Raw genomic sequence first — 25,358 nt, 5'->3', positions numbered from 1 at the left:
CAGCCTCTGGAATCGATGTCCATGGTGGTCGGATAGGAAGCGCCGCAGCGGATGCAGACAAGCCCGACGAAGGCAGCCGCCCCCGGCACCGCGCGCCTTTCAGGCTGATGGTTCTCCGGCTTATGTCGATGGGAAGTCGGATACGAAGCGTGTGCTTGAAACTTGCTAAGAGGTTGGCCGGCCATCGCAATTCCTCGGTGCAGGATCGTTCTGTCGCCAGTCGGTTCAAACAGGTGGCGATGTCCCTGTCAACGCGGAATGTGCACTATAGTGTGTCGCACTACAGTGCTCATCGCTGCACCTTTCGCGCGATGAAACTTCGCGCTGTGTTTGGTCTGAACGTGCAGCGGCTCCGTAGGGAAAGAAAGCTGTCGCAGGAGCAGCTGTCTTTCGTCTCGGGGCGCACGCGAGCCTATATCAGCAGTGTGGAAGCCGGACGGCGCAACGCTACGCTGGATACGCTGGAAATCCTTGCGAAGGCGTTGGACGTTGAACCTCAGGATCTGATCACGGCAAGTGCGCCGGAGCGTCGCCTTGGACGTTGAACCAAGCGGTCGGCGCGTGGCACACCGGACTGAACCCAGAATTTCCGATCTACACCACGACGGCCGGAAATAGTGAGCCGGCTTTGACTCCTACGTTAGACAATCAACGCCCACGGCATTGAAGCCGGTCGCGGAACACGCTTAGGTTGAAGTTGACATTGCAAGACCTGCCGAAGTCTATCGATGAACAACGCTGCCGTTTTGGAGCTTTTCGCGACGATATCCGAGATCGACGCCGCATGCTCATCTGAGCGCGCACTCGATATTTTTCAGGGGGTTCTTGACCGCTATGGCCTGCACAGTTTTCTGATCACCGGATTGCCAGTTCCTCACGACAGCGAATGGCATCGTGCGATCCTGCATGACGGATGGCCGAGGGAATGGTTCACCCGCTACGAGTCCGAAGGGCACTTCCTCCACGATCCTTGCGCCGCACGCAGCCGCCTCACTGCGGAGCCGTTCTTCTGGCATCAGCTGCGCAGTGGAGGTTTGACATCGCGTGGCCGTCTTGTCATGGACGAGGCAGCTGAATTCGGCATGACGGATGGAATTTGTGTTCCCATCCATGTCCCGCTTGCCGGCCCGGCCGTGGTGACGGCTGCGAGCGATCGGATCGAGGTACCGCCCGGCGCGATGCCTCTGATCGAAACGCTCTGTGTCCACTTGTTTCGCAAAGTGGGCGGCTTGGAGAGCAACTCGGATGACGTGGAGAGTCCGCCATTGACCCCACGGGAGCGCGAACTGCTGCAATGGAGCGCGCAAGGCAAGTCGACAGACGACATATCATGCATCCTCGGGGTGACGCCGAACACGGTCGAGAGCCATCAGCGCAACATCCGCGACAAGCTCGACGCCATTAATGTTGCGCACGCTATCGTAAAGGCGTTGCGCCGGAATGAAATTCAGATCTAGCAATACCGGAATTCCGGGATACGGAGTCCGGGGGCGGTGACCTACCTTTGGCGCCGGGAGGCGTCATGGTTCGAATTCATGTGGTCACTTGGGCCAACAGAAAGCAGTATAGAGTCTTGCTGGAGCGCTACTTCCGCATCCGCTATGACATCTACGTGAAACGACGACAATGGCGTGCGGTGGCGCGTCCCATCAATATCGAGATGGATGCGTTCGACACCGAGCACGCCGTCTACCTGCTGGCGCTCGATAGCGTCGGCAAGATCGTCGGCGGGTCTCGTCTTGTTCCGACGCTGCAACCCCACCTGCTCGGCGATGTGTTTCCGGGCCTCGCGCCCGCAGGGCCGCCGCGGGCGCAGGACATCTTCGAATGGACGCGCTTCTTCATCAGTCCCGCCCTGCGCAGCCGTGGCAGGTCCTCTCCGATTGCCGGCGTCGTCTTATGCGGCCTGTTGGAGGTTGCCTGCAAACTTGGCATTCGCCAGATCAGCGTCGTGTGTGAATCGTTCTGGCCGAAGCGCCTGCGCGCCCTTGGGTGGAGCATCGCTGAACTGGGAGATATCCTGCAGCACGAAGACGGCGACATCGTCGCGCTTTTGATCGATGTCACGCCGGAAGCGATCGCAAGCACGCGCCGGGCCTATGACATCCGTGGGCCGATCCTGGCAGACGCTGCGGCGCCTGAGTAACTGCTCGCGCTTGCGTCGCGTTGGCTGCGGCGACGATGCGCTTGTCGCGAGTTGCGGAAGCATCTGGCTGCGACCATCGGCCATGATGTCGTCCGCACAGTCCAGTCGGTCGGGTACGCCTTCGCGCGCGATTGGCAGCGCCGTCAGCAATCCCGAAATTCCGTCAGGCTCGGCCGGCCGAATGGGCGCAAGACTGATCACGGGTTTGACCGTCCGGAGTGGATCAAAATGGCAATCTCGTTGCGTGTGATCGGATTTGACGACGAGGCACTTGTCGCCGGCATTGCAGTCGACCCCGAGAAGGAGGCCTTTTCCGGTGGCACCATCGGCGAAGTCTTCGACCAGTTACGAGCCTCGCCGCCACGCCAGACTCCTTTTGCGCTCGCCGACGGCGACAGGGTCGTGGGTTTCATCGTTGCGCGCGAAGACGCCGCCCTGCCCGTCTGGGCAGAAAGAGGCTGCATGACGCTCAACAATCTGCGGATCGACACGCGCTTCCAGGGTCGCGGTCACGGCAAGGCGGCGATCCGTCTCGCCGCACAGTGGATCGCCCGGGAGCGGCCGGCCGTCACACATGTCATGTCGAGCGTGAACGTCGCCAATCTCGCGGCCTTCCACTTGAACCTGGCCTGCGGATTGACGCCAACGGGACGCATCGTCGAAGGGCGGATCGGCCGCCAAAGGATCATGATCGCGCCGATCGGGCGACTTTGCGGCGATCAGCCGGGGTCGACGTCGACGAGGAGCTTGTAGAGGCAATCCCCCGGTTCGGTCAGCATCGGCGCACGCCGGCAGGCAACCATCCCGTCTTCGGTGAAAACGACCGACTCCGGTGCCTGCCACGGCCGATCGATGGAATGGATGACACCGGCAAGCTGCCCGGCTTCGACGGCCGCCCCCAGCTCGGCCGCCGGTTCAAAGAGCCCCTTGCGCATCGCATAGATGAAGGCCCCCCTGCCCCGAACACGCATGAAGCGGGTCGGCGAGGCAGGATCGGCTGATGTACCCGACAATATGCCATAGCGTTGCAGGACACGCAGCAGCCCGCGTTCCGCGATCGCCAAGCCCTCCCGCGACAGGGCGGCGCGGCCGCCGAGTTCGGCGGTGAGCACGGGCACCCCAAGGCCCAGCCCGACTGCCGAGAATGTGGTCCTGCCGCCGCCGCCGGAACCGTCGCTGATCGAGGTGACCGGAGCGCCGAACGCGACCGCAAGGTCGGCAAGCTCCCGTAGCTCCTTCTCGGTTCCCCCGCTTCTGATCAGGGCGCACGGCAGATAATCGCATGATCGTCCGCCTGCGTGCAGATCTATGGCAAGGTCTGCCATGGCGAGAAGCACGGTGGTGACGTAATGCGCGATCATCGCGGTCGGCCCGCCAACGGGATCGCCTGGAAAGGACCGGTTGAGGTTGCCCGCATCCAGCGGCGAGACGCGCCGGCCGGCCTCGACAGCAGGAGCGTTGAGCGCGGGCAGGATGATGATCCGGCCCCTCACATCGGCCGGGTCGATTTCACGCGCCAGCGCGGCAAGCGCGACCTGTCCCTCATATTCGTCGCCATGGCTGCCGGCCATCAGCAGGGCCGTTGGGCCTGCCCCGTTCCTGATGCACACGATCGGAACCGGAACCACGCCATAACCCGACAAGTCCGTCGAATAGGGCACGCGCAGCCAGTCGCATTGCTTTCCATCCGCCGTAAAGTCCAGCGGCGTCCAAACCTGCGTGTAATCCGTCATTGATGCTCTCTCAGTGCTTCAGGATCGTTTCCAGGAAAAGGCGTGAGCGGGGATGCCCTGATACGCCGAAGAAGTCGCGCGCGGGTGCGCGATCGAGGATGCGTCCGCCATCCATGAAGACGACCTGATCGGCGACTTCACGAGCGAAGCCCATCTCGTGGGTGACGCAAACCATCGTCATGCCGTCGCGGGCCAGCGCGACCATGACATCGAGAACCTCCTTGATCATCTCCGGATCGAGCGCCGAGGTCGGTTCGTCGAAAAGCATGATGCGTGGGTTGAGGCAGAGAGCGCGGGCAATCGCCACGCGCTGCTGCTGCCCGCCGGAAAGCTGGCCCGGATAGGACATGGCCTTCTCCGGTATCCTGACCTTTTCCAAATGGGCCATGGCGATATCTTCCGCCTCGCCACGGCTCTTGCCGGCGACGCGACGCAGCGCCAGCGTGCAGTTGGACAGCACCGTCAGATGTGGAAACAGGTTGAAGCTCTGGAACACCATGCCGGTCTGCCGGCGCGCGGCGGCCGTCTCCCTGGCATTGAGGCCGAGTGTCGTTCCGGCAAGGCGCAGTTCCCCCTTTTGATACCTTTCCAACCCATTGATGCAGCGGATGAGGGTCGATTTGCCTGAGCCCGACGGCCCGCAGACGACGACGCGCGAACCGCTTGCGACTGTGAGATTGATGTCGTTCAGCACCTGCAGCGCGCCGAACCATTTGTTGAGGCCTTCGATATCGACGATGGAGTCCGATTGCGTGCTCATGCCCTGCCCTGAGTTTCAGTGATTTATCGTGCGCCGACTGCAAGCAGGCGCCGTTCCAGGCGCTTGACGCCATGGGAAATGGCCAATGCGAGCACCAGGAAGATGAGGCCGGCCACGACCAGCGGCTCGGTGTAGCGATAGGTTTCCGAGGCGATAACGAAGGCGCGTCCCAGCATTTCGGGGACCGCCAGCACCGCCAGGTAAGGCGTCGCCTTGAGGATCGAGACGAAGTAGTTGCCGAGCGGAGCCGCGATGTTGCGCAGCATCTGCGGCGCGATCACGTAGATGACGGCATCGCGCCGGCTGAGGGACAGCGCATGGGCTGCTTCCGGCTGGCCTTTCGGGATGGCGTCGATGCCCGCCTTGAAGACCTCTGCCAGATAGCCGCTGTAATAGAGGCTGAGGCCCATGACGCCGACCGTCATCGAGCCGAGGCGAATGCCATAGAAGGGGAGGACGAAGTAGAGAAAATAGAGCCAGGCCAGCACGGGTGTCGACCGGATGAAGTCGATCACGAAGCCGACCGTGAGGCCGGCGACGCCACCGACGCGGCGCACCATCTCGAAGAGAAAGCCGATTGCGGCGGCGCCAATGCAGCTGACGAACGCCACGCAAAGGGTCGTGCCGACCGCACCGAGAATCGTCGGCACGGTGGAGAGAGCGAAGTTCAGATCAAATCCCACCGGAGCGGCTCCCGGGTGCGGCCACACGTGCTTCCAGCCAGCGTCCGGCCAGGGCGATCGGGTAACAGACGACAAAAAAGGCAAGCAGCAGCGCCGTGTAGATCGCGACAGGATTGTATTCGACCTGCGCGATTTCCTTGGCGCGGAACGTCATGTCGGTCAGCGTCACGAGGGACACCAGCGCCGTCGCCTTCACCAGCTGGATCAGGGTGTTGACGAAGGTCGGGCTCATCGCGATCAGCCCCTGTGGCAGTTCGATCAGGAGGAGGATTGCCGGACGCGAGAGACCCAGGGCCGCAGCGGCCTCCTTCTGGCCGGACGGGAGCGCCTGAAGACCGGCACGCACCGCCTGACTGGCATAGCCGCCGGCGTTGAGGCCAAGAACCATGGCGCTCACCGTCAGGGCCGACAAGGTGACGCCGACGACAGGCAGCGCGTAGTAGAAGACGAACAGTAGGATGATGACGGCTGAGCTGCGCCAGAACTCGATGACGCTGGTGACCAGCAGTCGCGCGGCGCCGCGCGTCAGATATTGGGCAACGCCAAACACAAGCGCGAACGGAACGGCAAAGACGAGGCCGTAGGCGGTGACGGCGGCCGTTGTCCCGAGCCCTTGGAGAATGCCCAGCCAGATGTCGAGCAGGCTCATTGGCGCCCCCTATGGCTGTCTGTTGCAGAGGTCGGCGGCGGTGATACCTGGCGGCACCGCTTCCGGATCGCCGAAGCCGTATTTCTTCATGATCGCGGCGAAGGCCTCGGTGCCCTTCAGCTTGGTCAGCTGTTCATCGTAGGTCGCGCGCAGATCGACATCGTCCTTTCGGAAGGCGATCGCCGCGAAGTTGGTATGCGCTTCACCTACGTCAAACGGCGCCGCGCGTTCGAGGCCGTCCGAGCCCTTCCCGGCCAGAAGACCGATGACCGTCGCCGACGCCATGAGTGCTGTGTCTATGCGGCCGGCACGCAGCGCGGAGAGATTGGATTCGATATCCGGAAACAGCAGCATGCGGCTCTCGGGCACGCCGGCTGCCTTGGCGTTGGTGGTGACGACGCTGCCGCGGCCGGCACCCATGATGATGTCTTCCTGGGCGGCAATGTCGGCATAGCCATAGATCTTCCTGGGATTGCCGGCCAGAACGATGGCCGCGTCCGGGGCCTGGAGATCCGGCGCGCCGAAGGCGACCTGCTTGCAGCGTTCAGGCGTGATCGAGAGCCCCGATGCCACGGCGTCAAAACGACCCGCGAGCAGGCCCGGGATAAGGGCTCCGAACTCGGTCACCTGGAACTCGAGGTTCTTGACGCCCAGATCGGCGAAGGCGGCTTTGAGAAGATCGGGATGCCAGCCAGTGACCTCGCCTGTCTTCTCGTCGCGAAAGCCCCAGGGCGATCGGTTGTGAATGCCGATGACGATCTTGCCCTCGCGCAGGATGCGTTCTTTTGTCGTTTCCGCGAGGGCAAGATCGCTGGCCCCAACCAGCCCGAAAAGCATCAGGACAAAACCCGACACGAGGTTTAGCGCGCGCAATCTGCGGTTCATTCTCTTCTCCCATTGTGGTTTGTCGTGTGGAGGCGGCGGTGCCTTTGGCGTCTCTGCCGCGCTAACTGTGGCCATATCCGCCCAGCGAAGGCGGAAAGGCGCTGCCCTAAATGTTCACCCCGGAAGGCGAGCCGCCTTCCGCTTCAGCCTTCAAACGCCGCAAATCCGCCAGCGCCGACCGGAGCTGCGGCCAGGGGAAGCCGCTCGACGCATCATGCGTCTTCGCCTCCCGCAGCACGACATCCAGCTTGGCGATGACACCTTCGAGGGATTGCGCCGGCGTGCGGGCAAGCTTCTCCAGCAGCTCCTCCGCCACCTGCGCGGCCTGCGCTTCGGCCTCCCTTGCCTGGGCATAGTCGGGATCGCCATCGATCCGCTGCCACCGCGCGGCTTCTGCCTCTGCCTGATCACGGGTCATTGCTGGAGCACCCGACCCCGACAGAGCAGAAGAGCGGACCGCGCGCATGCGTTCGGTTTCCAGCCGCTGCTGTCGCCGGCAGAGCGACAGGGATCTTGCCTGGGCATCGCGCCACAGCCGTGCCACCACGATGGCCCGTTCCGGCTCGGCGCGCTCGATTGCCTCGCGCGCCTCAGCCTTCGCGGCCGGCACGGAATGGTTGAACACGACAATTCGCCTCTTCCGTCGACGGGTGACGAAAGGCAAAGTCGTGGTATTGTCGGAATCAGCCATGATCCGAGCTCCACACAGCTTGGTTATGGTCAGGTCGTCTAGCGTGTTGGCGCACGTTAGGCGGCCGCAGGTGACCGGAACTTACGTACATACCGTACATCACGGGAATTGCAATTGTCAAACGCTTCCAACTCCCCAGAGTTGAAAACCGAACGCTTTGAACTGCGTCTCTCAAGCGAACTTCTCACGCGGATCGACGAATGGCGACGCAGTCAGCCTGATCTTCCGACACGGGCGGAAGCTGTTCGCCGGTTGGTCGAGAACGGGCTAGCGCCGGCAAGGAAGTCTAGCGAAGGCATCGGCTGAAGCCAGAACCTCAGAAGCCTGAGCCGTTCGCCTTGAGAGGCGAGAGGCATTCCAGTGATCGCAAATGGCTCAAGCACTGCGAAATCAGGAAGGCGGCTAACTGTCGCGCAAAGCGCCTATGCGTCGGCAACGCACAAACCGCCGACGCTAAGCGCGAGACTACGAGCGACCAGTATGGGGCCGGTGAACGAACTCGCTGCGCGGGAGGGCGTCTGCGGTTGAGAGCAAGCGCTGGGTCGTCTATGCCAAGGCTCCCTTCGCCGGTCCGGAAGCGGTGCTAGCCTACCTGTCCCGCTACACCCACCGGGTGGCGATCTCGAACCGTCGTCTTATCCGGTTCGACGAGAGCGGCGTCAACCTTCCGCTACAAGGACTATCGTCGCGACGGCGCCGATCGCCAGCAGGTCATCACGCTCGCCACCGACGAGTTCATCCGCCGCTTCCTGCTTCATGTCCTGCCGCGTGGCTTCCATCGCATCCGCCACTATGGGCTGCTCGCCGGCTCCGCCCGCAAGGCCAGTCTCGCACTGGCTCGCGAACTGTTGAACGTCGCCGCACCGTCGGCTGACGACGGCCCGAAAGAACCGAACGACTTCCGCCCGCCATGCCCCTGCTGTGGCGGCCGCATGATCGTGCTTGAGGTGTTCGGTTACGAAGGAGGCAGCTGCGTGGGCCGCCGGACGCGACGACGACGAACCGGGAGACGGCCCCATGACCCGGCATGGCCTGCTCCAGCCTTCAGCCGCAGGCTCTCAGCCTTCGGCATCAGACCCACGCGCGTCCATGGTGACCCCCGATGCTGACGGGGTCGCGTCCGGCTGCCCACCAAGCCGACAATACCGCGCGGAGGCGCAACGAAGCGGTCCCGCCGGATCCATCCTGGTGCTTCGCGAAAGCGGTCACGTCATCCTCGACACCAGCCAAAAACGGAAATCCCCATAGCCATCGACCTGTGGCCCGCGGGTTCCTTCCTCGGGGACTTTCGTACGCCTGCCGGCGCCCGAAACTCTTCACGTCTCCGGACAGTCTGCTTTCGGGGGTTGAAATCGAATAGCCGACTTTGAAGGAGGCTAATCTCGATCGACCACCCCGATCAGCTACGGCAACACCTACCGGCCGTGTTCGGCCCGCCAGACCTTGAAGGCTTCGGCATGTTCGTCCTTGGTGCAGGGATAGAGGCCGATGATCGGCGTTCCCTCCTTGACCCGCTCCACGACGAAGTCCTCGTAGGCGGTCATCTCGACGGCCTCGTCTGTCACCTCGGCGGCGATCGCTTGCGGAATGACGATCACGCAGTCGTCGTCGCCGACGATGATGTCGCCGGGGAAGACGGCGACGTCACCGCAGCCTATCGGCACGTCGAGATCGAGGGCCTCGTGCAGCGTCAGGTTGGTGGGGCTCGACGGCCGGGTGTGGTAGGCCGGAATGGCCAGTTCGCCGATGGTCGCCGCATCGCGGAAGCCGCCGTCGGTGACGACGCCTTCGACGCCGCGCACCATCAACCGGGTGATTAGGATGTCGCCGGCGGAAGCCGCGCGCGGATCCTTGCGGCTGTCCATGACGAGCACGTGACCCGGCGGGCAGGTTTCGATGGCGACGCGCTGGGGATGGCTGGGCTTACGAAACTCGGAGAGCTGGTTGCGGTCCTCGCGCGCCGGAATGTAGCGCAGGGTGAAGGCGGGACCGACCATGTTGCGGCCCTTGCGGCCAACAGGTTGGACGCCCTGGATCACCTGGTTGCGCAGGCCGCGCTTGAACAGCGCAGTGGCAAGCGTCGCGACCGAGATGCCCTTGAGTTTTTCACGCAGTGCTTCGTCCATGATGTTCCCCGTATGAGTTTGAAGGCTTCAGGCGAAGCCCGCGGTGCGGACTGCCGCTGCGCCGATGCCGTTTGCGGCGATGAAGGCGTCGAGGCGCGTCTGTTGCGCCTCGGTGAGCGGCCAGGCAGACGGCGGACGGGTGGGACCGCAGTCCAGCCCTTGCGCGATCAGCGCCGCCTTGACGCCGGTGACGTTGGTTCCGCCCATTTCCTCGGCTCGTATCTCCTCGAACACGCGCATGCCGTCGATGAGGGCGTTTGCCGCCGCAAAATCGCCCGCCTCAAGCGCGGCATGGATTGCGACGCTGCGTTCCGGCCAGACGTTGATCAACCCCGAGGTGAAGCCTCGTGCGCCGACGGCGTAAAAGACCAGCGCCCACACCTCGGCAAGGCCGCCGACCCAGACGATCGAGGGATCGCAGGCGGCGCGCGCATCGGCGAGCTTTTGCGGATTGGGCGTCGCCCACTTCACGCCGCGCACTTCCGGCAGGGCGCAGAGTTCCGCGATGGCTTTCGTGCCGATCGCGTCGTTGCGCAGGTAAAGCATCATCGGCAAGCCGCCGGACGCATCCGCCACAGTGCGCAAATAGTCGATCAGCCCGCGCGGCGCGACGAAGGCGTCTGGCGGCTGGTGAACCATCAGCGCGCTCGCGCCGGCATCGCGCGCCACGCGCGCGACACGGACGGCATCGCGGACGCCGCGCCCAACGCCGGCGAGCACCGGCGCGCGGCCGTCGACCATCCCGACCACCTCGCGGACCATGGTCTCGGCCTCGTCGGTGGTCAAAGCGTAGAACTCGCCTGTGTTGCCGTTGACGACCGGCATGTGCAGCCCGGCCGCGAGAGCGCGATCGACGATCGGCGCGAGGCGCTCGGGCGCGATGTCGCCGTTGCCGTCGTAAGGCGTGACCAGGATGCCGGAGATGCCCGTTAGCGCTTGCTCGAGGGTCAGGGGCATGTCGGGTATCCTCAAAAGATGTCTGGTTCGCCGGCGGCGGCGCCAAAGCCGCGCTCCAGGAAATCGAAATCGCAACCCTTGTCAGCTTGAGTCACATGCTTGGAGAACATCCAGCCCCAGCCACGCTCAAAGCGCGGAGCGGGCGGCGTCCATTCCTCGCGTCGCCGTGCGAGTTCGGCTTCATCCACCAGCATGTCGAGGCGGCGAGCCGGAAGGTCGAGCCGCACGATGTCGCCGGTCCGCAGAAGCGCCAGCGGGCCGCCGACATAGGTCTCGGGCGCGACGTGGAGCACGCAGGCCCCATACGAGGTTCCGGACATCCTCGCGTCCGAAATGCGCAGCATGTCGCGATGACCCTTGCGGATCAGCGCCTTGGGGATCGGCAGCATGCCCCATTCGGGGAATCCCGGCCCGCCCTGCGGACCGGCGTTGCGCAGCACGAGGATATGGTCGGGCGTAACGTCGAGGGTCTCGTCGTCGATCGCCTTCTTCATCTCGGGATAGCTGTCGAAGACCAGCGCCGGTCCTTCGTGGACGTGGAAGCGCGGATCGCATGCGGCCGGCTTGATGACGGCGCCGTCCGGGCACAGATTGCCGCGTAGGACGGCCAGCGATCCCTCATGATAGACGGGGTTTGAAAGCGGCCGGATAACGTCGTCGTTGAAGACGCGGGCGCCTTCGAGGTTCTCGCCGAGCGGCTTGCCCGTAACGGTCATCGCCGACAGGTCGAGGCGCTCGGCGATCTGCGCCATCAGCGCGCGCAGGCCGCCGGCGTAATAGAAATCCTCCATCAAATAGTCCTGGCCGGCCGGGCGGACGTTGGCGACGAGCGGCGTGGTGCGGCCAAGCGCGTCGAGGTCGTCGAGAGTGAGTTCCACGCCGGCGCGGCGCGCCATCGCGATCAGGTGGACGACCGCGTTGGTCGAACACCCTGTCGCCATGGCGACGATGGCCGCGTTGCGCACCGCCGCGTCAGTGACGATGCGGTCGGGCGTCAGGCCCTCTCGAACCATTCCGACGATGCGGCGGCCACAGTCGGCGGCCATGCGCTGGTGTCCCGAATCGACGGCGGGGATCGAGGACGCGCCGGGGAGGCAGAGGCCCATCGCCTCGGCGATCGCCGTCATGGTCGATGCGGTGCCCATCGTCATGCAGGTCCCAGCCGAGCGCGCGATGCCACCCTGGATGCCTATCCACTCGGCATCGGAGATGTTTCCGGCGCGACGCTCGTCCCAGAACTTCCAGGCGTCGGAGCCCGATCCCAGCGCCTTGCCGGCGTAGTTGCCGCGCAGCATGGGGCCGGCGGGCAGGTAAAGCATCGGGACGCCGGCGCTGATCGCGCCCATGACGAGGCCCGGCGTGGTCTTGTCGCAACCGCCCATCAGCACGACGCCGTCGAGAGGATGCGAGCGGATCATCTCCTCCGTCTCCATCGCCAGCATGTTGCGGTAGAGCATCGAGGTTGGCTTGGTGAAACTTTCGTCGACCGACTGAGCCGGCAGCTCGACAGCGAGACCGCCGGCCTGCGCGACACCGCGCTTCACGTCCTGGGCTCGCTCGCGGAAGTGCGAATGGCAGGAGTTCAGCTCCGACCATGTGTTGAGCACGCCGATCACCGGCTTGCCGCGAAAATCCTCCTCCGCATAACCGAGCTGCATGAGGCGCGAACGGTGGCCGAAGCTGCGCAGGTCGTCGGGCGCGAACCAGCGCGCGGAGCGCAACGGTCGTTCAGGCTTGTCGCCTTCGTCTGCCATTTCAACCTCCAGGACAGCTTGCGATGTATGCGATAACATAAGCCGATGTCAATTTGTTGGACGACTTTGTTCTCGCTGATCGAATGCAAGCAGCCAATGCTGGTTGACAGAGGCATTTGCTATCGTGCAGAAGAATGTATGCGCTAACATCGCGCAGGAGCGGGACGAACGGCGAGAGGAGATTGCCGGCGGCCCTTAATTCGCGCCCGCGCTGTGCGCGGCAAGGGAGGACTCAATGAAACTTACCCGCAGATCCCTTCTCGCGACCGGCGCTGGCGCGGCCGTCGCGATCGCCAGTCCGTTCGTGGCGCGCGCGCAGAGCGTGCCACGCAACGTACGCATGGTCATCGGCTCCACCTCGACCGGCGGCGACACCTACCAGAACTCGTCGATCGTAGCCGAGGCGCTGGCGCAGAAGCTCGGCGTCAACATCCGCGTCGACCCGGTCGGCACCAACGAGGCGCTGAACGCGACCGGACGCGACTCGCGCGGCACGACGATCATGCTGCACCACGACCAGATCTACCTGTCCTATCTTTACGGCGTGCCTGGCATCCCCGATGCCTTCACCGATTTCGCGATCGGGCCGACCGTCGCGATCAACCCTGGCGACTGCTTCCTCGTGCCGAAGAAGTCCGCTTACCAGTCGATGGAGGACATCTTCGCGGCGGCCGCGAAGGGCGAGAAGGTGCGCGTCGCCATCCAGCCGGGCGGTGTCTCGGAGATCGGTTTCACCGGCATGCGCAACGCCGCCAAGGTGCGTCAGGCGGGATCCGAGGCGAACATCGTGCCGGTCAACACCGGCTCGCAGGCCGACAAGAACCAGGCGATGTGGGACGACCTGGCCGATGTGATCAACGGTTCGATCCAGGCCAACGAGCAGTTCACGCAGCTGCCGGAGGATGACCGCACGGCGATGCGCTTCGTCTGGATCACGGCGCGTCCGCAGACCCTCGAGCAGGCGCCGGAGGCAGGCATGGGCGGGACCAGCCGCGCCGACATGCTGAAGTTCGCCAGCCCACAGACTAGCGTGACCCTCGACGGCAGCAAGGACTTCACCTTCGACAAGGAGTTCTTCCTCCTGTTCAACAAGGAGATGGACGCCGGCATCGCCGCCGAGATCGACGGGGCGCTGAAGGAGATCTATGCCGCCGGTGAAATCCAGAAGCGGCAGACCGCCTCGTTCTTCATCCCGAACTTCCTGTCGCAAGCCGAGGCGAAGGCGCACCTGGCCGCGAAGCGCGACACGGCTGCGGCTATCATCAAGGACCTGAAGGGCTAAACTGCCTGACATGACCCTGCGTCTGGCCTGAAAAAGCGGGCCGGACGCACTCCGACGGACGGGAGGATACCGTGATGAGCGACCTGACGAAGATGACGATCGACTTCCAGTCGTCGCACCTGGTCTTCCCGACGCTGATCGGCGCCGTACTGCTCGCGCTCGGGCTGGCCATCCTCGTCACGCGCTGGCGGACGATCGCCGGCGCCGGTCAGTTCTGGTCGCAGACGCTGTCGGAGATGGACAAGCCGCGATTCCTCGGAACGATCGTGCTGACGCTGGTCTATTTCCTTCTCATGGTTCCGGTCGGCGACCTCTGGCCGAACACCGGCATGGGCTTCCTGCTCTGCTCGATCCCGTTCGTGGCGCTTTCCGGGCTCCTTTACCTGCGGGAGCGGACGAATACGTCGGTGACGGTACTGACCGTCGTGGCGGTCGCGGCGCCCGTTCTGGTGTGGTGGGTGTTCGCCCATGTCTTCTTCCTGACGCTGCCCTGACCGCGAGAACCCATGGAACTGTTCGGTTTCGTAACACCGCTGTTCGTGCTGCTGCTTGCCGGCGGCACGGCGATCGGCATCGTCTTCGGCGTGATCCCCGGCCTGACCGCGACGATGGCGGTGGCCGTCTGCCTGCCGATGACCTATTCGCTCGGGCTGGAGAACGGCCTCGCACTGCTGATCGGCCTCTATGTCGGCGGCATCTCGGGCGGCGTGGTTCCGGCGATCCTAATCGGCATGCCAGGCACGCCATCGTCGGTGGCGACGACCTTCGACGGCTTCCAGATGGCGCGGCAGGGCAAGGGCGAGCAGGCGATGCGCATCGCCATCATCGGCTCGCTGATCGGCGGGCTGATCTCGCTTGCCGCGCTATACCTCTTCACGCCGTGGCTGGCCGACTTCGCAATCCGCTTCTCCTACGTCGAGAAGTTCCTGATTATCCTGTTCGCTCTGACCGTGATGGGCGCGCTGTCCAGCGACATGCTGCTAGGCATCTTCTCTGGCTTCCTCGGCATCTTCGTCAGCCTCATCGGGGTTTACGACGTCACCGACGGCGGCAATGGTCACTTCCGTCTGATACCACCCGGCTTGGAGGACGTCCTCTACGGCGGTTTCGCGCTGCTGCCGGTGCTGATCGCGCTGTTCGGGCTGACGACCATCCTGGAGGAAGCGGAAATCGGCATGCCGAAGGGGCCGTCGGTCGGCGACCTGGAATCGGGAGGCCGTTCGAAATTCTCGTGGTCGATATTCCGCGGCCAGACGCTCAACCTGATCCGCTCGTCGGGCATCGGCACCTTCGTCGGAATTCTGCCGGGGATTGGCGGATCGGCGGCGTCGATCCTCGCCTATACGGCGGCGAAGACCAGTTCGTCGCATCCCGAAACCTTCGGCAAGGGCGAGCCGGCCGGCGTCATCGCCTCGGAGACGAGCAACAACGCGCTGACCGGCGGCGCGCTGGTGCCGCTCTTGTCGCTCGGCATACCCGGCGATTCGACCACGGCGCTGCTGATCGGCGCATTCGCACTTCAGGGCATCCAGGTCGGGCCGCTGTTCATCGGCCAGCATCCCGACACCTGGAACGCGATGATCGCGGCGATGCTGCTCGCCAATCTCGTGACGTTCGTGATGATGTACTACGCGATCCGCTGGTTCTCGCTGGCGGTGGCGGTGCCGAAGGCGATCCTCTACCCCGTGATCCTGATGATGTGCGTGATCGGCGCCTATACGATCAACTACGGGATCATGTTCGACGTCTGGACGCTGCTGTTCTTCGGCGTCGCCGGCTGGATCGGCGTCAAGCTCGGGCTGGAAGTGGCCCCGTTCATCATCGGCTTCATCCTGGGACCGTCGGCGGAGATCTATTTCGTCAAGAGCCTCGAGTCGTTCGGCGACCTGACGATCTTCTTCACCAAGAGCTGGATCGCCGTGGTGCTGTGGGTGCTGATCGCGGCGTCGATCGCCGTATCGGTGGCGATCGGCAGGCGGCAGCGTGCGGAAAGGCTTCGAGCCTGAACCTTGCGTTCTGGGCCGACCGGCGAAATAGATTTCACATGGCTATGGAAGAGACCTCGACACGCGCCAAACGCCGACGTCCTTCGGGAGCGGTAACCATGGAAACGGTGGGCCGCATGGCCGGCGTCTCGCAGGTCACGGTTTCGCGCGCGCTTTCCGAACCGTCGAAGGTTTCTTCGGAGACACTCAGGCGCATCCACGAGGCGATCCGCGTTACCGGCTTCGTCCCAAATGCGATCGCCGGAGCGCTGGCCTCACAGAGGAGCATGCTGGTTTCGGCACTTGTTCCGTCGATCTCGAACATCGTCTATGCCTCGATGATCGCCGCCTTCAACGAGCGCATGCGGGCGCGTGGCTACCAGATACTCCTGTCGGAGACTGGTTTCGATCTCGGCGACGAGGAGGCATTTATCGCGACCCACCTGTCGCGTCGGCCAGACGCCGTACTGCTCACGGGGGTTCACCACTCCGTTCAAGCGCGACGTATGTTGCTGGCGGCAAGCGTGCCGGTCGTCGAGGTCTGGGACATCAGCTCGACGCCGATCGACATCTGTGTTGGCTTCTCACATGTCGAGGCGGCCCGCGCTGCGGCCGACTTCGCGGCCAAAGCGGGCTATAGGCGCGCGGCTTGTTTGTCCGCCGGCGACGAGCGGGCCCGCCGGCGCCAGCAGGCATTCGCGGAACATTTCGAGCGCAGCAGCGGTCAGCCCGTTGTCAAGGCGGCATTCGACGCACCGGCGACCCTGGCAAACGGCCGCACCGGGCTTTCCCGCCTGCTGCAGAGCGGATTTTCGGACGGCGTCGTGTTCTGCAGTTCGGATCTGCTCGCGCATGGAGTTCTGGTCGAAGCTCATGCGCGCGGGCTGGCCGTGCCAGGCGACGTCGCGGTTATCGGCTTCGGCGACCAGGACTATGCCGCCGCCGTGGAGCCTGCCCTGACCACCGTGCGCGTCGACAGAGAGGCGCTCGGGGCAGCCGCCGCCGAAACCATCCTCTCTCGCTTCCGCGGCCAGCAACGGGTAGAGAATGTGATCGACATCGGGTTTGATATCATTCGGCGAGGGTCTGCATAACGGGGACAGGCATATGTCGAGATTTGCTGTATCTCGGTACGGCTGAATTGAACGTTTCTAGACCCAAGTGTGTCTGGCGTGGTGACGTCATTTGATGTCAGCTTTTATCATGAGGGCGAGACCGTTGGCATGACCGATATGGTGAAGGGTTTCGGATGCCGGCAGGCGTACGAAAGCCCCTCATGCAGGAACCCGCGGGCCACAGTCGATGGCTATGGGGATTTCGAACTGCGGCAGATGTCGGCGATGGCGCGACTGGTGCTGTGTAGCGCGGAAGTGGGTGCGGACAGGCGGTCTCCTCGCGCCTTGGCTCGGCTTAGCCGGCCCGGCACACGGCTCGTCGCTATCCTGTCGGCGGCGATAGTCACCATGGACGCGCGTGGGTCCGTTGCCGGAGGCGCAGCGCCTGCGGCTGATGCCTTGACCATGCCATGCCGGGTCATGGCCAACCCTCCCGGTTCGTCGCGGTTGCGTGCGGCGGTCCGCGCGGCTGCTTCCAGCGTTCGAACGTCTCGAGACGATCATGCGTCCGCCGCAGCAAGGGCATGGTGGGCGGAAGTCGTCCGGTTCTTCGGAGTCGCCAGGGTCGGTCGGCGCGGCGACATCCAGGAGTTCGCGGGCGAGCGCGAGGCTGTCCTTGCGGGCAGAGCCGGCGAGCAGGCCGTAGTGGCGGATGCGATGGAAGCCTCGCGGCAGGACATGAAGCAGGAAGCGGCGGATGAACTCGTCGGTCGCGAGCGTCATGATCTGCTGCCGGTCCTCGCCGTTGCGGCGGTAGTCCTTGTAGCGGAAGGTGATGCCGGTCTCATTGAAGGCGATCAGGCGGCTGTTCGAGATCGCGACCCTGTGGGTGTAGCGCGCCAGGTAGGCGAGCACCGCCTCCGGTCCGGCAAAGGGAGCCTTGGCGTAGACCACCCATCGCTTCTTTCTGACCTGAGCAAGGTAGTGCAGGAATGCCCGCCGCTCGGCGAGGTGCGCCATCGACCCGAAGAAGCTGAGCCGGCCGGCGTCGTGGAGGGCGATCAGCCGGGTGAGGAACAGCCGGCGGAACAGCTTGTCCAGTACCCGGACCGGAAGAAGGAAGCTCAGACGCGACGAAACCCAGCGGCTTCCGCCAGGCGCGATGCCGCCGTCGGCACGATCATGTGGACATGCGGATGGTGAGACATCGCTGAGCTCCATGTGTGGAGGACGGCGGTGATGCCGATGCGCGCGCCGAGATGCTTCGGATCGGCAGCGATCGTCATCATCGCCTCCGCCGCCGCCCTGAACAGCAGGTCGTAGACGAGCGCCTTGTTGTGGAACGCCATGTCGGCGACCTCGGTCGGCAGCGTGAACACGACGTGGAAGTAGCCGACCAGCAGCAGGTCGGCCTCGCGCTCGGCCAGCCATGTCCTTGCTGCCGCGCCCTGGCACTTCGGGCAGTGCCGGGTTCGGCAAGAGTTGTAGGCGATCCGCCACTGGCCGCAGTCCTCGCAGGCCTCGATGTGACCGCCAAGCGCGGCAGTACGGCACTGCTCGATCGCCGACATGACCTTGAGCTGGATGAGGCTCAGGTGCCCGGCATGGGCGACCCGGTAGGCAGGCCCTGCTGCGCGGAAGATGTCGGCGACCTCGATCGAGGGGCACACGACTCAGTCCGGGGGCGTCTTGCCCTCCATCAGCGCCATCACCCGGTCGAGCGGTCCGGCGACAGCGTGGATCGTCCGGGTAGAGACCTTGGTGTAGAGCGCAGTCGTGTCCAGCTTGCTGTGACCGAGTAGCACCTGGATGACGCGAATATCGACGTCCTGTTCGAGCAGGTGGGTGGCGAAGCTGTGACGCAGCGTGTGCGGGCTGACGCGCTTGCGGATACCGGCGACTTCGGCGGCTTCCTGAACGGCGCGATGCAGTTGCCGCGATGAGATCGGATCGGTGCGGCTGCGGCCGGGGAACAGCCAGCCATGCGGAAGCATGACTCCGCGTCGCCTGCCTTCGCGCCGCGCCACCACAGCCGCAGCAGTTCCAGGAGCTGCGGCGAGAGCATCGCGTTGCGGTCCTTACGGCCCTTACCTTGCTCGACACGAAGGAGGATGCGCGTAGAGTCGACATCATCGACCTTGAGATGCGCGACCTCGGACACGCGCAGGCCTGCGCCATACGCAACACCGAGGGCGGCCTTGTACTTGAGGCCTGGTGCGGCTTCGAGCAGTCTCGCCGCTTCCTCAACGCTGAGCACATCCGGCAGCTTGCGGTGATAGCGGGTGATCACCAGTGCGCGGGACAGATCCCGGCGCTGCAGTGTCACCAGAAACAGGAACCGCAGCGCTGAGACCGCGCCGTTGATGGTCGCAGGTCCCACGCCGTTCTCATGCTGATCCAGCTGGAAGCGGCGGATATCCTCCGATGTCGCGGTGTCGGGCGAGCGGCCGAGAAAGGCGGCAAAGCCCCGAACATGGCGAATGTAGTCCTGTCGGGTATGTGGCCCCAGGCCTCGCATCAGCATGTCCTGCTGCATGCGCTGGCGAAGCGGCGAGACGGGTGCATCGGTCGACGGGGTAGCCATGGCGAGTTCCTCTCGTTGAAGGGAACTCCATGGTCAGATCACTGCCTTCACCCGCTCAAGGCGTCGCCTGTCGCGTCAGAACGTGGCACCCCTCCCGCGCAGCGGGTTCGTGCATGGGGGCGCAAAGCCGCCGGAGCTCGTTGATCCGGTGAGGGGTAGTTTTCGCGGCGTATCCGTCCGAAATCGGCCATTCCGCTACCCACACCGTCTCAGCCGTTCGCGCTGAGGGGTCGCGGAGGAGTTCCAACAGGCGACCCCTACTTGACTTTTGGTCTGCACCAGCACGGCCGCTTGAGCAGGATTCACGACCGTCGCGATCGCGGGAGAAGCCAGCGCAGATACCCACCGTCGATGGTTTCTCGGGCGCCTTTCAGGATACGGGCAAGGCGACGGCGTTCGGATGCATTCTTCCAGTCGAGCGCGCGCATGGAGGCGACATCCGGATTGAGGATAATGCTCGCGACGCGGCGTCGCGATGCTCCCGACTCCACACCATCCCAAGCACGCAGCATGAGGGATGCTCGGTAAATCTGAAAGCGGGTCAGACGCTGCTCGCGGGGCCATTGGCCGGAAGGCTGGCTGCCGAGCAGGCGGTGGAGGCGTAGCGCGCTGCGGATGCGCCACAGAAAATGCCCGTCGCGCGGGATGAGGAATGCGGTACCGGCAGGTTGCTCGCCGTGCGGAAACCAGATGCGATGATCGCCATGGTCGTCCGCCATGATGGCGTGCAGGCCGTCGGCGGCCGATCCGCTGGAAGACGATGCAAGCGGGTCAGGAAGCGGGGGCGCACCAAAGCCTTCCGGTGCGGCGGTGACGATGACAGTGGCAGGAAAGAGCTGTGGTCGCCACAAGGGCGCAGCGGTGTGAGCGGAGACATAAGGGTCGGCTGGGAAACTGCAACCCCCAGCGGCGGGACAGACGCCCGATTGCCGCGTCCTTCCTTGCCCTGTCTGAAGCGATTTCCTCCAGCGCCAACTTGTAGTCTGCGCGGTAGCTGTGGTTACGGCGAAGGAACTCGAACGAAACGCCACCGCGGTCGAGCCGGCTCAGCTGTTCTTCGTAGTGCGGTGATCGCCAATCGTGCGATGGCTCCATCTCGAAATCCTCTCCGCCGGTAGTTGCCTTCGGGATCATTCGAGTATTGGCGTAGCTGGAGCACGGCCAAGCCAGATAGTTGGAATGTGGCGAAGCCGGCAAAAGAACAACCGCAAACCGCAGCCGGCTACTGCATTCGCGTGTCAAGCAAATGGCGGTAACCGGTGTCTGTCATCCAGCGCGCGCGAGCAAGGTGCGTGTCGTGGATACGCCTGGCGCGATCCGGATCGACGGCGGGATCGAGACCGAAAACGATGCGCACCACCTCGCGCCAGTCAGCGCCTTCCTCGGCTGCGTCGAGCAGACGGAGGTAGGTCGTCAGGTGAGCCTCATCATAGGCGTTGACCCGGTCGGTCAGCGGGGGGCTGTCCTGGAAGGCAGGTTTGGTCATCGACGTGATCTCGAAGTCTTCGCGCTTGCAGGTCACCAACACCCAACATGATCGAGGCGCAATACTTTGGTCGCGATTGGCATGTGACATTCTGGGAATGCTGTCATAGCCAAATGACGATAACTGTTCCCACAGTCGCAGCATTTCATGTCGGTCACGCGTCGCCGCGGCTGCCACGAGGGGCGGCGTCTTGTGGATAGTCGAGACGGATCGGGCTTCAAGCACCGGTTCGCAGGCTGAACGCTCGATATGTCGGCTCGGTTGAGCGGCAAGGCATCGGCGAGCGTCAATGTTCTCGGAAGCTTGGCGGAGGCATTTGGCGTCGTTCCCTGCGGGTTGATCAGGATGCCGAAGCTCCCTCGCCCTCAAGGGGCGAAAAGATCTATCTCGGTAACGATCTCGTCGTCGTCGCCTTCGAATTCCGGGGCGGGCACGACCGAAAGGGTTCCGTCGCCGGCGCGGAAGATGACGATCGAGACCATCAGCGTGGCGGCGAGGCTGAAGGCGAAGGCATGCGCATCGGGGAAAGACATTTTTCCGGCTCCTGTTTTGAGGCGGGAGGACTTCCCGCTCGACAGGCGCCCACGTGTTTCGGCCACGGCCGCGGTCACCGCTGAGGCTCGTCCTCGGCGGCGGCATGCTTTGCATAGTCCGACCCTTCAGGGTTGACCGTGGAGGCCGTGATTGAAACCAAGGTCAGCCTCAAAGAGCGGATGTGCTTCCGACAAACCTGAGCCGGACATGCCGTGGATGCGCTGCCGGAGCGCTCGGACTCAATGATGGTCTTGATCGGCTGCTTCCGCGCTCAACGGGCTATCGCGTTGGACGCTCTCGGCGCGACCCGCGGCGGCTGACGCCGTCATTGAAGGTCTATCGCCTCGAAAGCGCGGGAAAACCGGGAGATGTGCGTAGCCAGCGCGATTTCCAGGCTACCAATTCGCGAAACTTCGCGGTCAAACGGAACAGGAGCAGCCAGACAAGGAGAGGATCGCCCCATGACGACCGCAAGCGAGATCGCAAGATCGCGGACGACCAGGGAATTAGCAAGGCTCAGGCCAAGACCATCGTCGACAGAGTCTTCAAGCTGATTTCCGATGCGGCCACGAGCGGCGCCGAGACCAGTATCGCCGGCTTCGGCAAGTTCAAGGTAAAAGAGACACCGGCACGCGAGGGCCGCAATCCCGCGACCGGCGCGACGATCAAGATCGCTGCTTCCAGGAAGCTGACCTTCACGCCGGCCAAGGCGGTCAAGGATGCGCTGAACGGCTAAACCCCCTCTGGCGAAATCGGGTAGGAGGGAGCCTTGCGGCGTCCCTCCTACCACACCACCGTGCGTACGGTTCCGTACACGGCGGTTCATGAAGTGTAAATCAGGCGTCGAAGTTCCTGTTGGAGCGAGATCAGCCCGAGCTGGTCGAAGAAAGCCTTGCGGAAGGCATCGTTCATGTGGCTGGCCCCGGCGTTCCACCAGGGGCCACGGCCGTTGGTGGCCGAGTCACGCGCACGTTGCTCCGTCAGACCGCGCTGCATCAGCCGCATGAACCGTGTGGCCGGTCGTTTCCATTGCCGCCACAGGATGCAGCGCAGTTTGCGCCGCAGCCAGCCGTCCAGTTCCTCGAGAATCCCTTTTCCTTCGGTCAGCCGGAAATAGGCGATCCAGCCGCGCAGGATAGGGGCGAAGTCCTTGACGGTGGCGCCAAGGGCACGACCGCGCCCGGCGCGGAACGCAGCCCTCAGCTTGTCCCGCAGCCGCGCCACGCTCGATCCCGCGATCAGAAGACGCGGTGTCTTGTGGCCGGTCATGGTGTAGCCGAGGAAGGTGCGCTTCCACGGTCGGTCCACGGCGCTCTTGACCCCGTTGACCGTGAGCTTCAGCCGCTCGGCGAGGAAGCGGGTGAGCGAGGCCATGATCCGCTCGCCGGCACGCCGCGACCGCACATAGACATTGCAGTCGTCGGCGTAGCGGCAGAAGGCATGATCGCGCCGCTCCAGTTCCTTGTCGAGGTCGTCGAGCAGGATGTTCGACAGCAGCGGCGACAGCGGGCCGCCTTGCGGCGTGCCTTCGCTGCGCACCGTCGCGATCCCGCCCGTCATCAGCCCGGCCTGCAGGTAGCGGCGGATCAGCCGCAGCACCCGCTTGTCCGCAACCTTGCGTGCCACGCGTGCCATCAAGACATCGTGGTTCACGCGGTCGAAGAACTTCTCCAGATCGAGGTCGACCACGAAGCGGCGGCCGCCGGCCACATGCGACCGGGCGGCCAGGACCGCGTCGTGGGCGCTCCGCCCCGGCCGGAAGCCGTAGGAGGAAGCGGAGAAGTCCGGGTCGAAGATCGGCATCAGCACCTGATGCATCGCCTGCTGGATGAGCCGGTCCAGCACCGTCGGGATGCCCAATTGGCGCATTCCCTTGCCGCCGGGCTTGGGGATTTCCACCCCGCGCACCGGCGCCGGCCTGTAACGATCCGCCAGCAGCTCTTCCTTGATGCGCGGCCAGTGTGCCGCGAGGTAAGGCTTCAGTTGCGCGACCGTCATCTTGTCGATGCCCGGCGCGCCCTTGTTCGCCACCACCGGGCCATAGGCCGCCATCATGTTCTCGCGGCTGACGATCACCTCCATCAGTCGCTCGTCTGCCTCCGGTCGAGAGGGTAGCGGTCCTGCCGTGGTGTTTGAGGCACCCAATGCCTGCCCTGGCGGCTTCCGGCCGCCACTCTCGGCATGGGCGCGGAGCGTCTCAGCCCCGTCTTCTGCGTCTGTTCCCACCATCGAAAGACCGGCCTCCGTCCGGCACTCCATGTTCGGCCCTTCGCCGTCGGTCCGGCTACTACGGCCTCTGCTGACTCCTGCCGCCCCGTCCCGACGTCTCGCGACGCCGGTAGCACACCTGAAACCAGGGGCAGGTCGGCAGGCTCCCAGGGTAAGACGCGTGACCTTCGTGCCATCTACCTGGCGCATATACGGCCGCACCCTCCGGGTGATATTGGGCTTCGGGTAACTTGGCCCCCTTGCCCGGATGCGGACGCCTCATATGCGCTTCCTGTTCGTCAGGCCGGCACCTTGCCTACAGCTTCCTTCAGACCCCGCCTCGCGACGACGCCCTTGCTGTTCGGCTAGCGGTTCCCATCACCAGGGCCCGCAGAGGACTTTCACCTCCAAGTCACCTCAACCGCAACCACAGCGATCGAGACAGCGCCAGTCACGGCGCTACGCGCCATGCCTGGCGCACCAAGAAGAAGGCCCGGCGGCTTGCGCCGCCGGGCTTTCGAGCCCCGTCAGAAGGGGATCTCGTCGTCATCCGGGCGGTTGTCGCCCTTGCTGTCGGCGTCCCGGGCGCGGCTGAGGAAGTCGACCGTCTCGGCGATGATCTCCGTCGAGTAGCGTTCGACGCCATCCTTGTCGGTCCATTTCGTGTAGTGGATGCGCCCGCGGACCAGCACCTTCATTCCCTTCTCGCAATACTGTTGGACCGTCTTGGCGAGGCCGTTGAAGCAGGTGATGCGGTGCCATTCGGTGTCCTGCACCCGGTAGCCGTCGTTGTCCCGAAGAACCTTGCCGTCCGCGTAGCGGGGGCGCGAGGTGGCCAGCGTGAAGCGGGTGATGCGGGTGTCGCTGGCGGTGGTGACGGTTTCGGGGTCCTGGCCGATGTTGCCGGCAAGAATGACGATGTTCTGCATTTTAGGTCTCCGTTGCTTCCGTCCGAGGGACCATTCCCTCCGACGAGACCCGGCCAAGACCGGCGGGAGATGCCTGCACTGACGCGCGCGTCAGCTTGACCCGCAAGGCCCGGAGTGGGGCGGGCAGTCGCGCTTGCGCGACAACTCGGTCCGGAGCCGCGCGGGTTGCGGGCAGAAACCGAACGGGCTTAGGAGATCAGTCAGTCGGAGGGGGTCGTCCTGCGGCGAAGCGCTTCGGAGACGAGCGCAGCCCATTGTCCTTGCCAGCGCGAGCATCAGGCATGGGTTCGAGGCCCCACCGGTCACGCGATCCGCTCCCTACCGCGCCCGGCCTCCAGTTCTCCGGTCAGCTGTGGAAGGGTTCGGGACAGCAAAAGCGGCGACCTTGGACAGGATGCAAAGCGCCCATCCCGTTTCAAGGGCTGCGTGCGCGGCTCTGCATGCGGAGAGAATGAAGATCCTCGTGCGTTCAGCCGGACATCACGAGAGCAGGGCAATGATGAAGACGTTGGGTGCTGTTCGACCAAGAGCGATCCGACAGCGACGACGCCTCCGCTTTCGGGTTGGACCGATCGAACAGGGAGCGTATCGGCCTTGTCGTGGATGGCTGCGTCCGCAGCGTGAAAGGGATCAAGATTGGCGCATGCGGCCGGGCCTTTCATGCTCCAGGCGGCGGCAGGATTTCCGCGTCGCCGGGCGGCATTGTTGCGAAAGCCGACCTTCGCGGCGATGCAGTGGCGTTTGGGTCCGCATAAAACCGAGCTACCCAAACGACCCGCGCAAATGTGGGAACCAGTATTCGAGCTGGCGCACGTCCTGGATCTTGTCGTAGCCAGGCATCTCTTGGCGAGCGACAACGCGGTCTATGACGCGCTCGCAGACCGGAATATGAGGTGGCCGTGCCGTGGCAG

25 protein-coding genes and 4 pseudogenes are annotated in these 25,358 nt (G+C 64.3%); 11 read left to right on the top strand and 18 right to left on the bottom strand.

Annotated features, from left to right (window positions below):
• Nucleotides 1-155: 155 nt before the first annotated feature.
• From JN302_RS39025 to JN302_RS06870, 4 genes are all read left to right on the top strand, one after another.
• On the top strand, nt 156-545 hold the full coding sequence (locus JN302_RS39025) for a helix-turn-helix domain-containing protein (protein ID WP_244846238.1): 390 nt from the start codon (nt 156-158) through the stop codon (nt 543-545).
• A gap of 183 nt (nt 546-728) precedes the next feature.
• Entirely contained in the window at nt 729-1,457 is a 729-nt protein-coding gene (locus tag JN302_RS06880) for a LuxR family transcriptional regulator (protein WP_202332416.1), read from the top strand.
• A 116-nt stretch (nt 1,458-1,573) separates the two neighbouring features.
• Nucleotides 1,574-2,146, top strand: a complete 573-nt coding sequence (locus JN302_RS06875) for an acyl-homoserine-lactone synthase (RefSeq protein ID WP_244846237.1) — start codon at nt 1,574-1,576, stop codon at nt 2,144-2,146.
• A 228-nt stretch (nt 2,147-2,374) separates the two neighbouring features.
• Nucleotides 2,375-2,899, top strand: a complete 525-nt coding sequence (locus JN302_RS06870) for a GNAT family N-acetyltransferase (protein WP_202332414.1) — start codon at nt 2,375-2,377, stop codon at nt 2,897-2,899.
• Here JN302_RS06870 and JN302_RS06865 read toward each other — a convergent pair.
• From JN302_RS06865 to JN302_RS06840, 6 genes are all read right to left on the bottom strand, one after another.
• Nucleotides 2,866-3,879 (bottom strand): succinylglutamate desuccinylase/aspartoacylase family protein, encoded by a 1,014-nt coding sequence (locus JN302_RS06865; RefSeq protein WP_202332413.1) that lies wholly within the window; start codon nt 3,877-3,879, stop codon nt 2,866-2,868. The genes JN302_RS06870 and JN302_RS06865 overlap by 34 nt on opposite strands.
• Before the next feature lie 10 nt (nt 3,880-3,889).
• The gene (locus JN302_RS06860) at nt 3,890-4,639 is read right to left on the bottom strand and encodes an amino acid ABC transporter ATP-binding protein (protein ID WP_274609259.1); all 750 of its coding nucleotides are present in this window, start codon (nt 4,637-4,639) and stop codon (nt 3,890-3,892) included.
• 23 nt (nt 4,640-4,662) lie between these two features.
• On the bottom strand, nt 4,663-5,322 hold the full coding sequence (locus JN302_RS06855) for an amino acid ABC transporter permease (RefSeq protein ID WP_202332412.1): 660 nt from the start codon (nt 5,320-5,322) through the stop codon (nt 4,663-4,665).
• Nucleotides 5,312-5,971 (bottom strand): amino acid ABC transporter permease, encoded by a 660-nt coding sequence (locus JN302_RS06850; protein WP_202332411.1) that lies wholly within the window; start codon nt 5,969-5,971, stop codon nt 5,312-5,314. The genes JN302_RS06855 and JN302_RS06850 overlap by 11 nt, the downstream gene beginning before the upstream one ends.
• A 9-nt stretch (nt 5,972-5,980) precedes the next feature.
• On the bottom strand, nt 5,981-6,856 hold the full coding sequence (gene ehuB, locus JN302_RS06845; RefSeq protein WP_244846236.1) for an ectoine/hydroxyectoine ABC transporter substrate-binding protein EhuB: 876 nt from the start codon (nt 6,854-6,856) through the stop codon (nt 5,981-5,983).
• Nucleotides 6,857-6,962: 106 nt separating this feature from the next.
• On the bottom strand, nt 6,963-7,481 hold the full coding sequence (locus JN302_RS06840; protein ID WP_202332410.1) for a hypothetical protein: 519 nt from the start codon (nt 7,479-7,481) through the stop codon (nt 6,963-6,965).
• A 604-nt stretch (nt 7,482-8,085) separates the two neighbouring features.
• Between JN302_RS06840 and JN302_RS06835 the strand changes: the two are divergent.
• Nucleotides 8,086-8,568: pseudogene (locus JN302_RS06835) on the top strand (IS91 family transposase); the annotation flags it as partial.
• Nucleotides 8,569-8,962: 394 nt separating this feature from the next.
• Here JN302_RS06835 and JN302_RS06830 read toward each other — a convergent pair.
• From JN302_RS06830 to araD, 3 genes are read right to left on the bottom strand one after another with little or no spacing between them, the layout of a single operon-like run.
• Entirely contained in the window at nt 8,963-9,673 is a 711-nt protein-coding gene (locus tag JN302_RS06830; RefSeq protein WP_202332409.1) for a ribonuclease activity regulator RraA, read from the bottom strand.
• A 27-nt stretch (nt 9,674-9,700) separates the two neighbouring features.
• Nucleotides 9,701-10,630: a dihydrodipicolinate synthase family protein gene (locus JN302_RS06825; RefSeq protein ID WP_202332408.1), complete on the bottom strand. Its 930-nt coding sequence runs from the start codon at nt 10,628-10,630 to the stop codon at nt 9,701-9,703.
• Between the two features lie 11 nt (nt 10,631-10,641).
• Nucleotides 10,642-12,384, bottom strand: a complete 1,743-nt coding sequence (gene araD / locus JN302_RS06820) for an L-arabinonate dehydratase (protein WP_202332407.1) — start codon at nt 12,382-12,384, stop codon at nt 10,642-10,644.
• A 235-nt stretch (nt 12,385-12,619) separates the two neighbouring features.
• Between araD and JN302_RS06815 the strand changes: the two genes are divergently transcribed.
• From JN302_RS06815 to JN302_RS06800, 5 genes and pseudogenes are all read left to right on the top strand, one after another.
• Nucleotides 12,620-13,666, top strand: a complete 1,047-nt coding sequence (locus JN302_RS06815) for an ABC transporter substrate-binding protein (protein WP_244846235.1) — start codon at nt 12,620-12,622, stop codon at nt 13,664-13,666.
• Nucleotides 13,667-13,740: 74 nt separating this feature from the next.
• Nucleotides 13,741-14,160, top strand: coding sequence for a tripartite tricarboxylate transporter TctB family protein (locus tag JN302_RS06810; RefSeq protein ID WP_202332406.1), 420 nt, complete (start codon nt 13,741-13,743; stop codon nt 14,158-14,160).
• 12 nt (nt 14,161-14,172) lie between these two features.
• Entirely contained in the window at nt 14,173-15,672 is a 1,500-nt protein-coding gene (locus tag JN302_RS06805) for a tripartite tricarboxylate transporter permease (protein WP_202332405.1), read from the top strand.
• Between the two features lie 38 nt (nt 15,673-15,710).
• Nucleotides 15,711-15,845, top strand: a pseudogene (locus JN302_RS39765) (transcriptional regulator); the annotation flags it as partial.
• 144 nt (nt 15,846-15,989) lie between these two features.
• The gene (locus JN302_RS06800) at nt 15,990-16,745 is read left to right on the top strand and encodes a substrate-binding domain-containing protein (protein ID WP_244846608.1); all 756 of its coding nucleotides are present in this window, start codon (nt 15,990-15,992) and stop codon (nt 16,743-16,745) included.
• Between the two features lie 439 nt (nt 16,746-17,184).
• On the opposite strand, the pseudogene JN302_RS06795 reads toward JN302_RS06800, so the two are convergent.
• The 7 genes and pseudogenes from JN302_RS06795 to JN302_RS06775 form a co-directional block, all read right to left on the bottom strand.
• A pseudogene (locus JN302_RS06795) lies at nt 17,185-18,376 on the bottom strand (IS91 family transposase).
• 3 nt (nt 18,377-18,379) lie between these two features.
• Nucleotides 18,380-18,700 carry a tyrosine-type recombinase/integrase gene (locus JN302_RS39575; protein WP_274609258.1) on the bottom strand — a complete coding sequence of 107 codons (321 nt, stop codon included), beginning with the start codon at nt 18,698-18,700 and terminating at the stop codon, nt 18,380-18,382.
• A gap of 80 nt (nt 18,701-18,780) precedes the next feature.
• Nucleotides 18,781-19,224: pseudogene (locus tag JN302_RS39570) on the bottom strand (tyrosine-type recombinase/integrase); the annotation flags it as partial.
• Nucleotides 19,225-19,592: 368 nt separating this feature from the next.
• On the bottom strand, nt 19,593-20,141 hold the full coding sequence (locus tag JN302_RS06785; RefSeq protein ID WP_244846234.1) for a DUF2285 domain-containing protein: 549 nt from the start codon (nt 20,139-20,141) through the stop codon (nt 19,593-19,595).
• Nucleotides 20,062-20,385 (bottom strand): transcriptional regulator domain-containing protein, encoded by a 324-nt coding sequence (locus tag JN302_RS39015; protein WP_244846606.1) that lies wholly within the window; start codon nt 20,383-20,385, stop codon nt 20,062-20,064. The genes JN302_RS06785 and JN302_RS39015 overlap by 80 nt, the downstream gene beginning before the upstream one ends.
• A 127-nt stretch (nt 20,386-20,512) precedes the next feature.
• Entirely contained in the window at nt 20,513-20,776 is a 264-nt protein-coding gene (locus JN302_RS06780; protein WP_202332403.1) for a DNA -binding domain-containing protein, read from the bottom strand.
• Between the two features lie 365 nt (nt 20,777-21,141).
• Nucleotides 21,142-21,309, bottom strand: a complete 168-nt coding sequence (locus JN302_RS06775; RefSeq protein WP_202332402.1) for a hypothetical protein — start codon at nt 21,307-21,309, stop codon at nt 21,142-21,144.
• A gap of 488 nt (nt 21,310-21,797) precedes the next feature.
• On the opposite strand from JN302_RS06775, the gene JN302_RS06770 reads away from it, so the two are divergent.
• Entirely contained in the window at nt 21,798-22,046 is a 249-nt protein-coding gene (locus JN302_RS06770; RefSeq protein WP_202334219.1) for an HU family DNA-binding protein, read from the top strand.
• An 86-nt stretch (nt 22,047-22,132) separates the two neighbouring features.
• Here the strand turns inward: JN302_RS06770 and ltrA are convergent, their stop codons facing one another.
• Both ltrA and JN302_RS06760 read right to left on the bottom strand, forming a co-directional pair.
• Complete coding sequence (gene ltrA / locus JN302_RS06765) at nt 22,133-23,392, bottom strand: group II intron reverse transcriptase/maturase (RefSeq protein WP_244846233.1); 1,260 nt, start codon at nt 23,390-23,392, stop codon at nt 22,133-22,135.
• A 653-nt stretch (nt 23,393-24,045) separates the two neighbouring features.
• The gene (locus JN302_RS06760; protein ID WP_202332400.1) at nt 24,046-24,447 is read right to left on the bottom strand and encodes a single-stranded DNA-binding protein; all 402 of its coding nucleotides are present in this window, start codon (nt 24,445-24,447) and stop codon (nt 24,046-24,048) included.
• Between the last annotated feature and the right edge of the window lie 911 nt (nt 24,448-25,358).

Source organism: Mesorhizobium sp. L-8-3 (genome assembly GCF_016756615.1).
GTDB lineage: Bacteria > Pseudomonadota > Alphaproteobacteria > Rhizobiales > Rhizobiaceae.
This window is presented reverse-complemented; position numbering and strand designations above follow the sequence as displayed.

Coding starts and splice junctions, on each gene's coding strand:
- JN302_RS06880 (WP_202332416.1), top strand. CDS start 729: ATGAACAACGCTGCCGTTTTGGAGCTTTTCGCGACGATATCCGAGATC.
- JN302_RS06870 (WP_202332414.1), top strand. CDS start 2,375: ATGGCAATCTCGTTGCGTGTGATCGGATTTGACGACGAGGCACTTGTC.
- JN302_RS06865 (WP_202332413.1), bottom strand. CDS start 3,879: ATGACGGATTACACGCAGGTTTGGACGCCGCTGGACTTTACGGCGGAT.
- JN302_RS06860 (WP_274609259.1), bottom strand. CDS start 4,639: ATGAGCACGCAATCGGACTCCATCGTCGATATCGAAGGCCTCAACAAA.
- JN302_RS06850 (WP_202332411.1), bottom strand. CDS start 5,971: ATGAGCCTGCTCGACATCTGGCTGGGCATTCTCCAAGGGCTCGGGACA.
- ehuB (WP_244846236.1), bottom strand. CDS start 6,856: ATGAACCGCAGATTGCGCGCGCTAAACCTCGTGTCGGGTTTTGTCCTG.
- JN302_RS06830 (WP_202332409.1), bottom strand. CDS start 9,673: ATGGACGAAGCACTGCGTGAAAAACTCAAGGGCATCTCGGTCGCGACG.
- JN302_RS06825 (WP_202332408.1), bottom strand. CDS start 10,630: ATGCCCCTGACCCTCGAGCAAGCGCTAACGGGCATCTCCGGCATCCTG.
- araD (WP_202332407.1), bottom strand. CDS start 12,384: ATGGCAGACGAAGGCGACAAGCCTGAACGACCGTTGCGCTCCGCGCGC.
- JN302_RS06815 (WP_244846235.1), top strand. CDS start 12,620: ATGAAACTTACCCGCAGATCCCTTCTCGCGACCGGCGCTGGCGCGGCC.
- JN302_RS06810 (WP_202332406.1), top strand. CDS start 13,741: ATGAGCGACCTGACGAAGATGACGATCGACTTCCAGTCGTCGCACCTG.
- JN302_RS06805 (WP_202332405.1), top strand. CDS start 14,173: ATGGAACTGTTCGGTTTCGTAACACCGCTGTTCGTGCTGCTGCTTGCC.
- JN302_RS06800 (WP_244846608.1), top strand. CDS start 15,990: ATGATCGCCGCCTTCAACGAGCGCATGCGGGCGCGTGGCTACCAGATA.
- JN302_RS39575 (WP_274609258.1), bottom strand. CDS start 18,700: ATGCTTCCGCATGGCTGGCTGTTCCCCGGCCGCAGCCGCACCGATCCG.
- JN302_RS39015 (WP_244846606.1), bottom strand. CDS start 20,385: ATGGAGCCATCGCACGATTGGCGATCACCGCACTACGAAGAACAGCTG.
- JN302_RS06780 (WP_202332403.1), bottom strand. CDS start 20,776: ATGACCAAACCTGCCTTCCAGGACAGCCCCCCGCTGACCGACCGGGTC.
- JN302_RS06775 (WP_202332402.1), bottom strand. CDS start 21,309: ATGTCTTTCCCCGATGCGCATGCCTTCGCCTTCAGCCTCGCCGCCACG.
- ltrA (WP_244846233.1), bottom strand. CDS start 23,392: ATGGAGGTGATCGTCAGCCGCGAGAACATGATGGCGGCCTATGGCCCG.
- JN302_RS06760 (WP_202332400.1), bottom strand. CDS start 24,447: ATGCAGAACATCGTCATTCTTGCCGGCAACATCGGCCAGGACCCCGAA.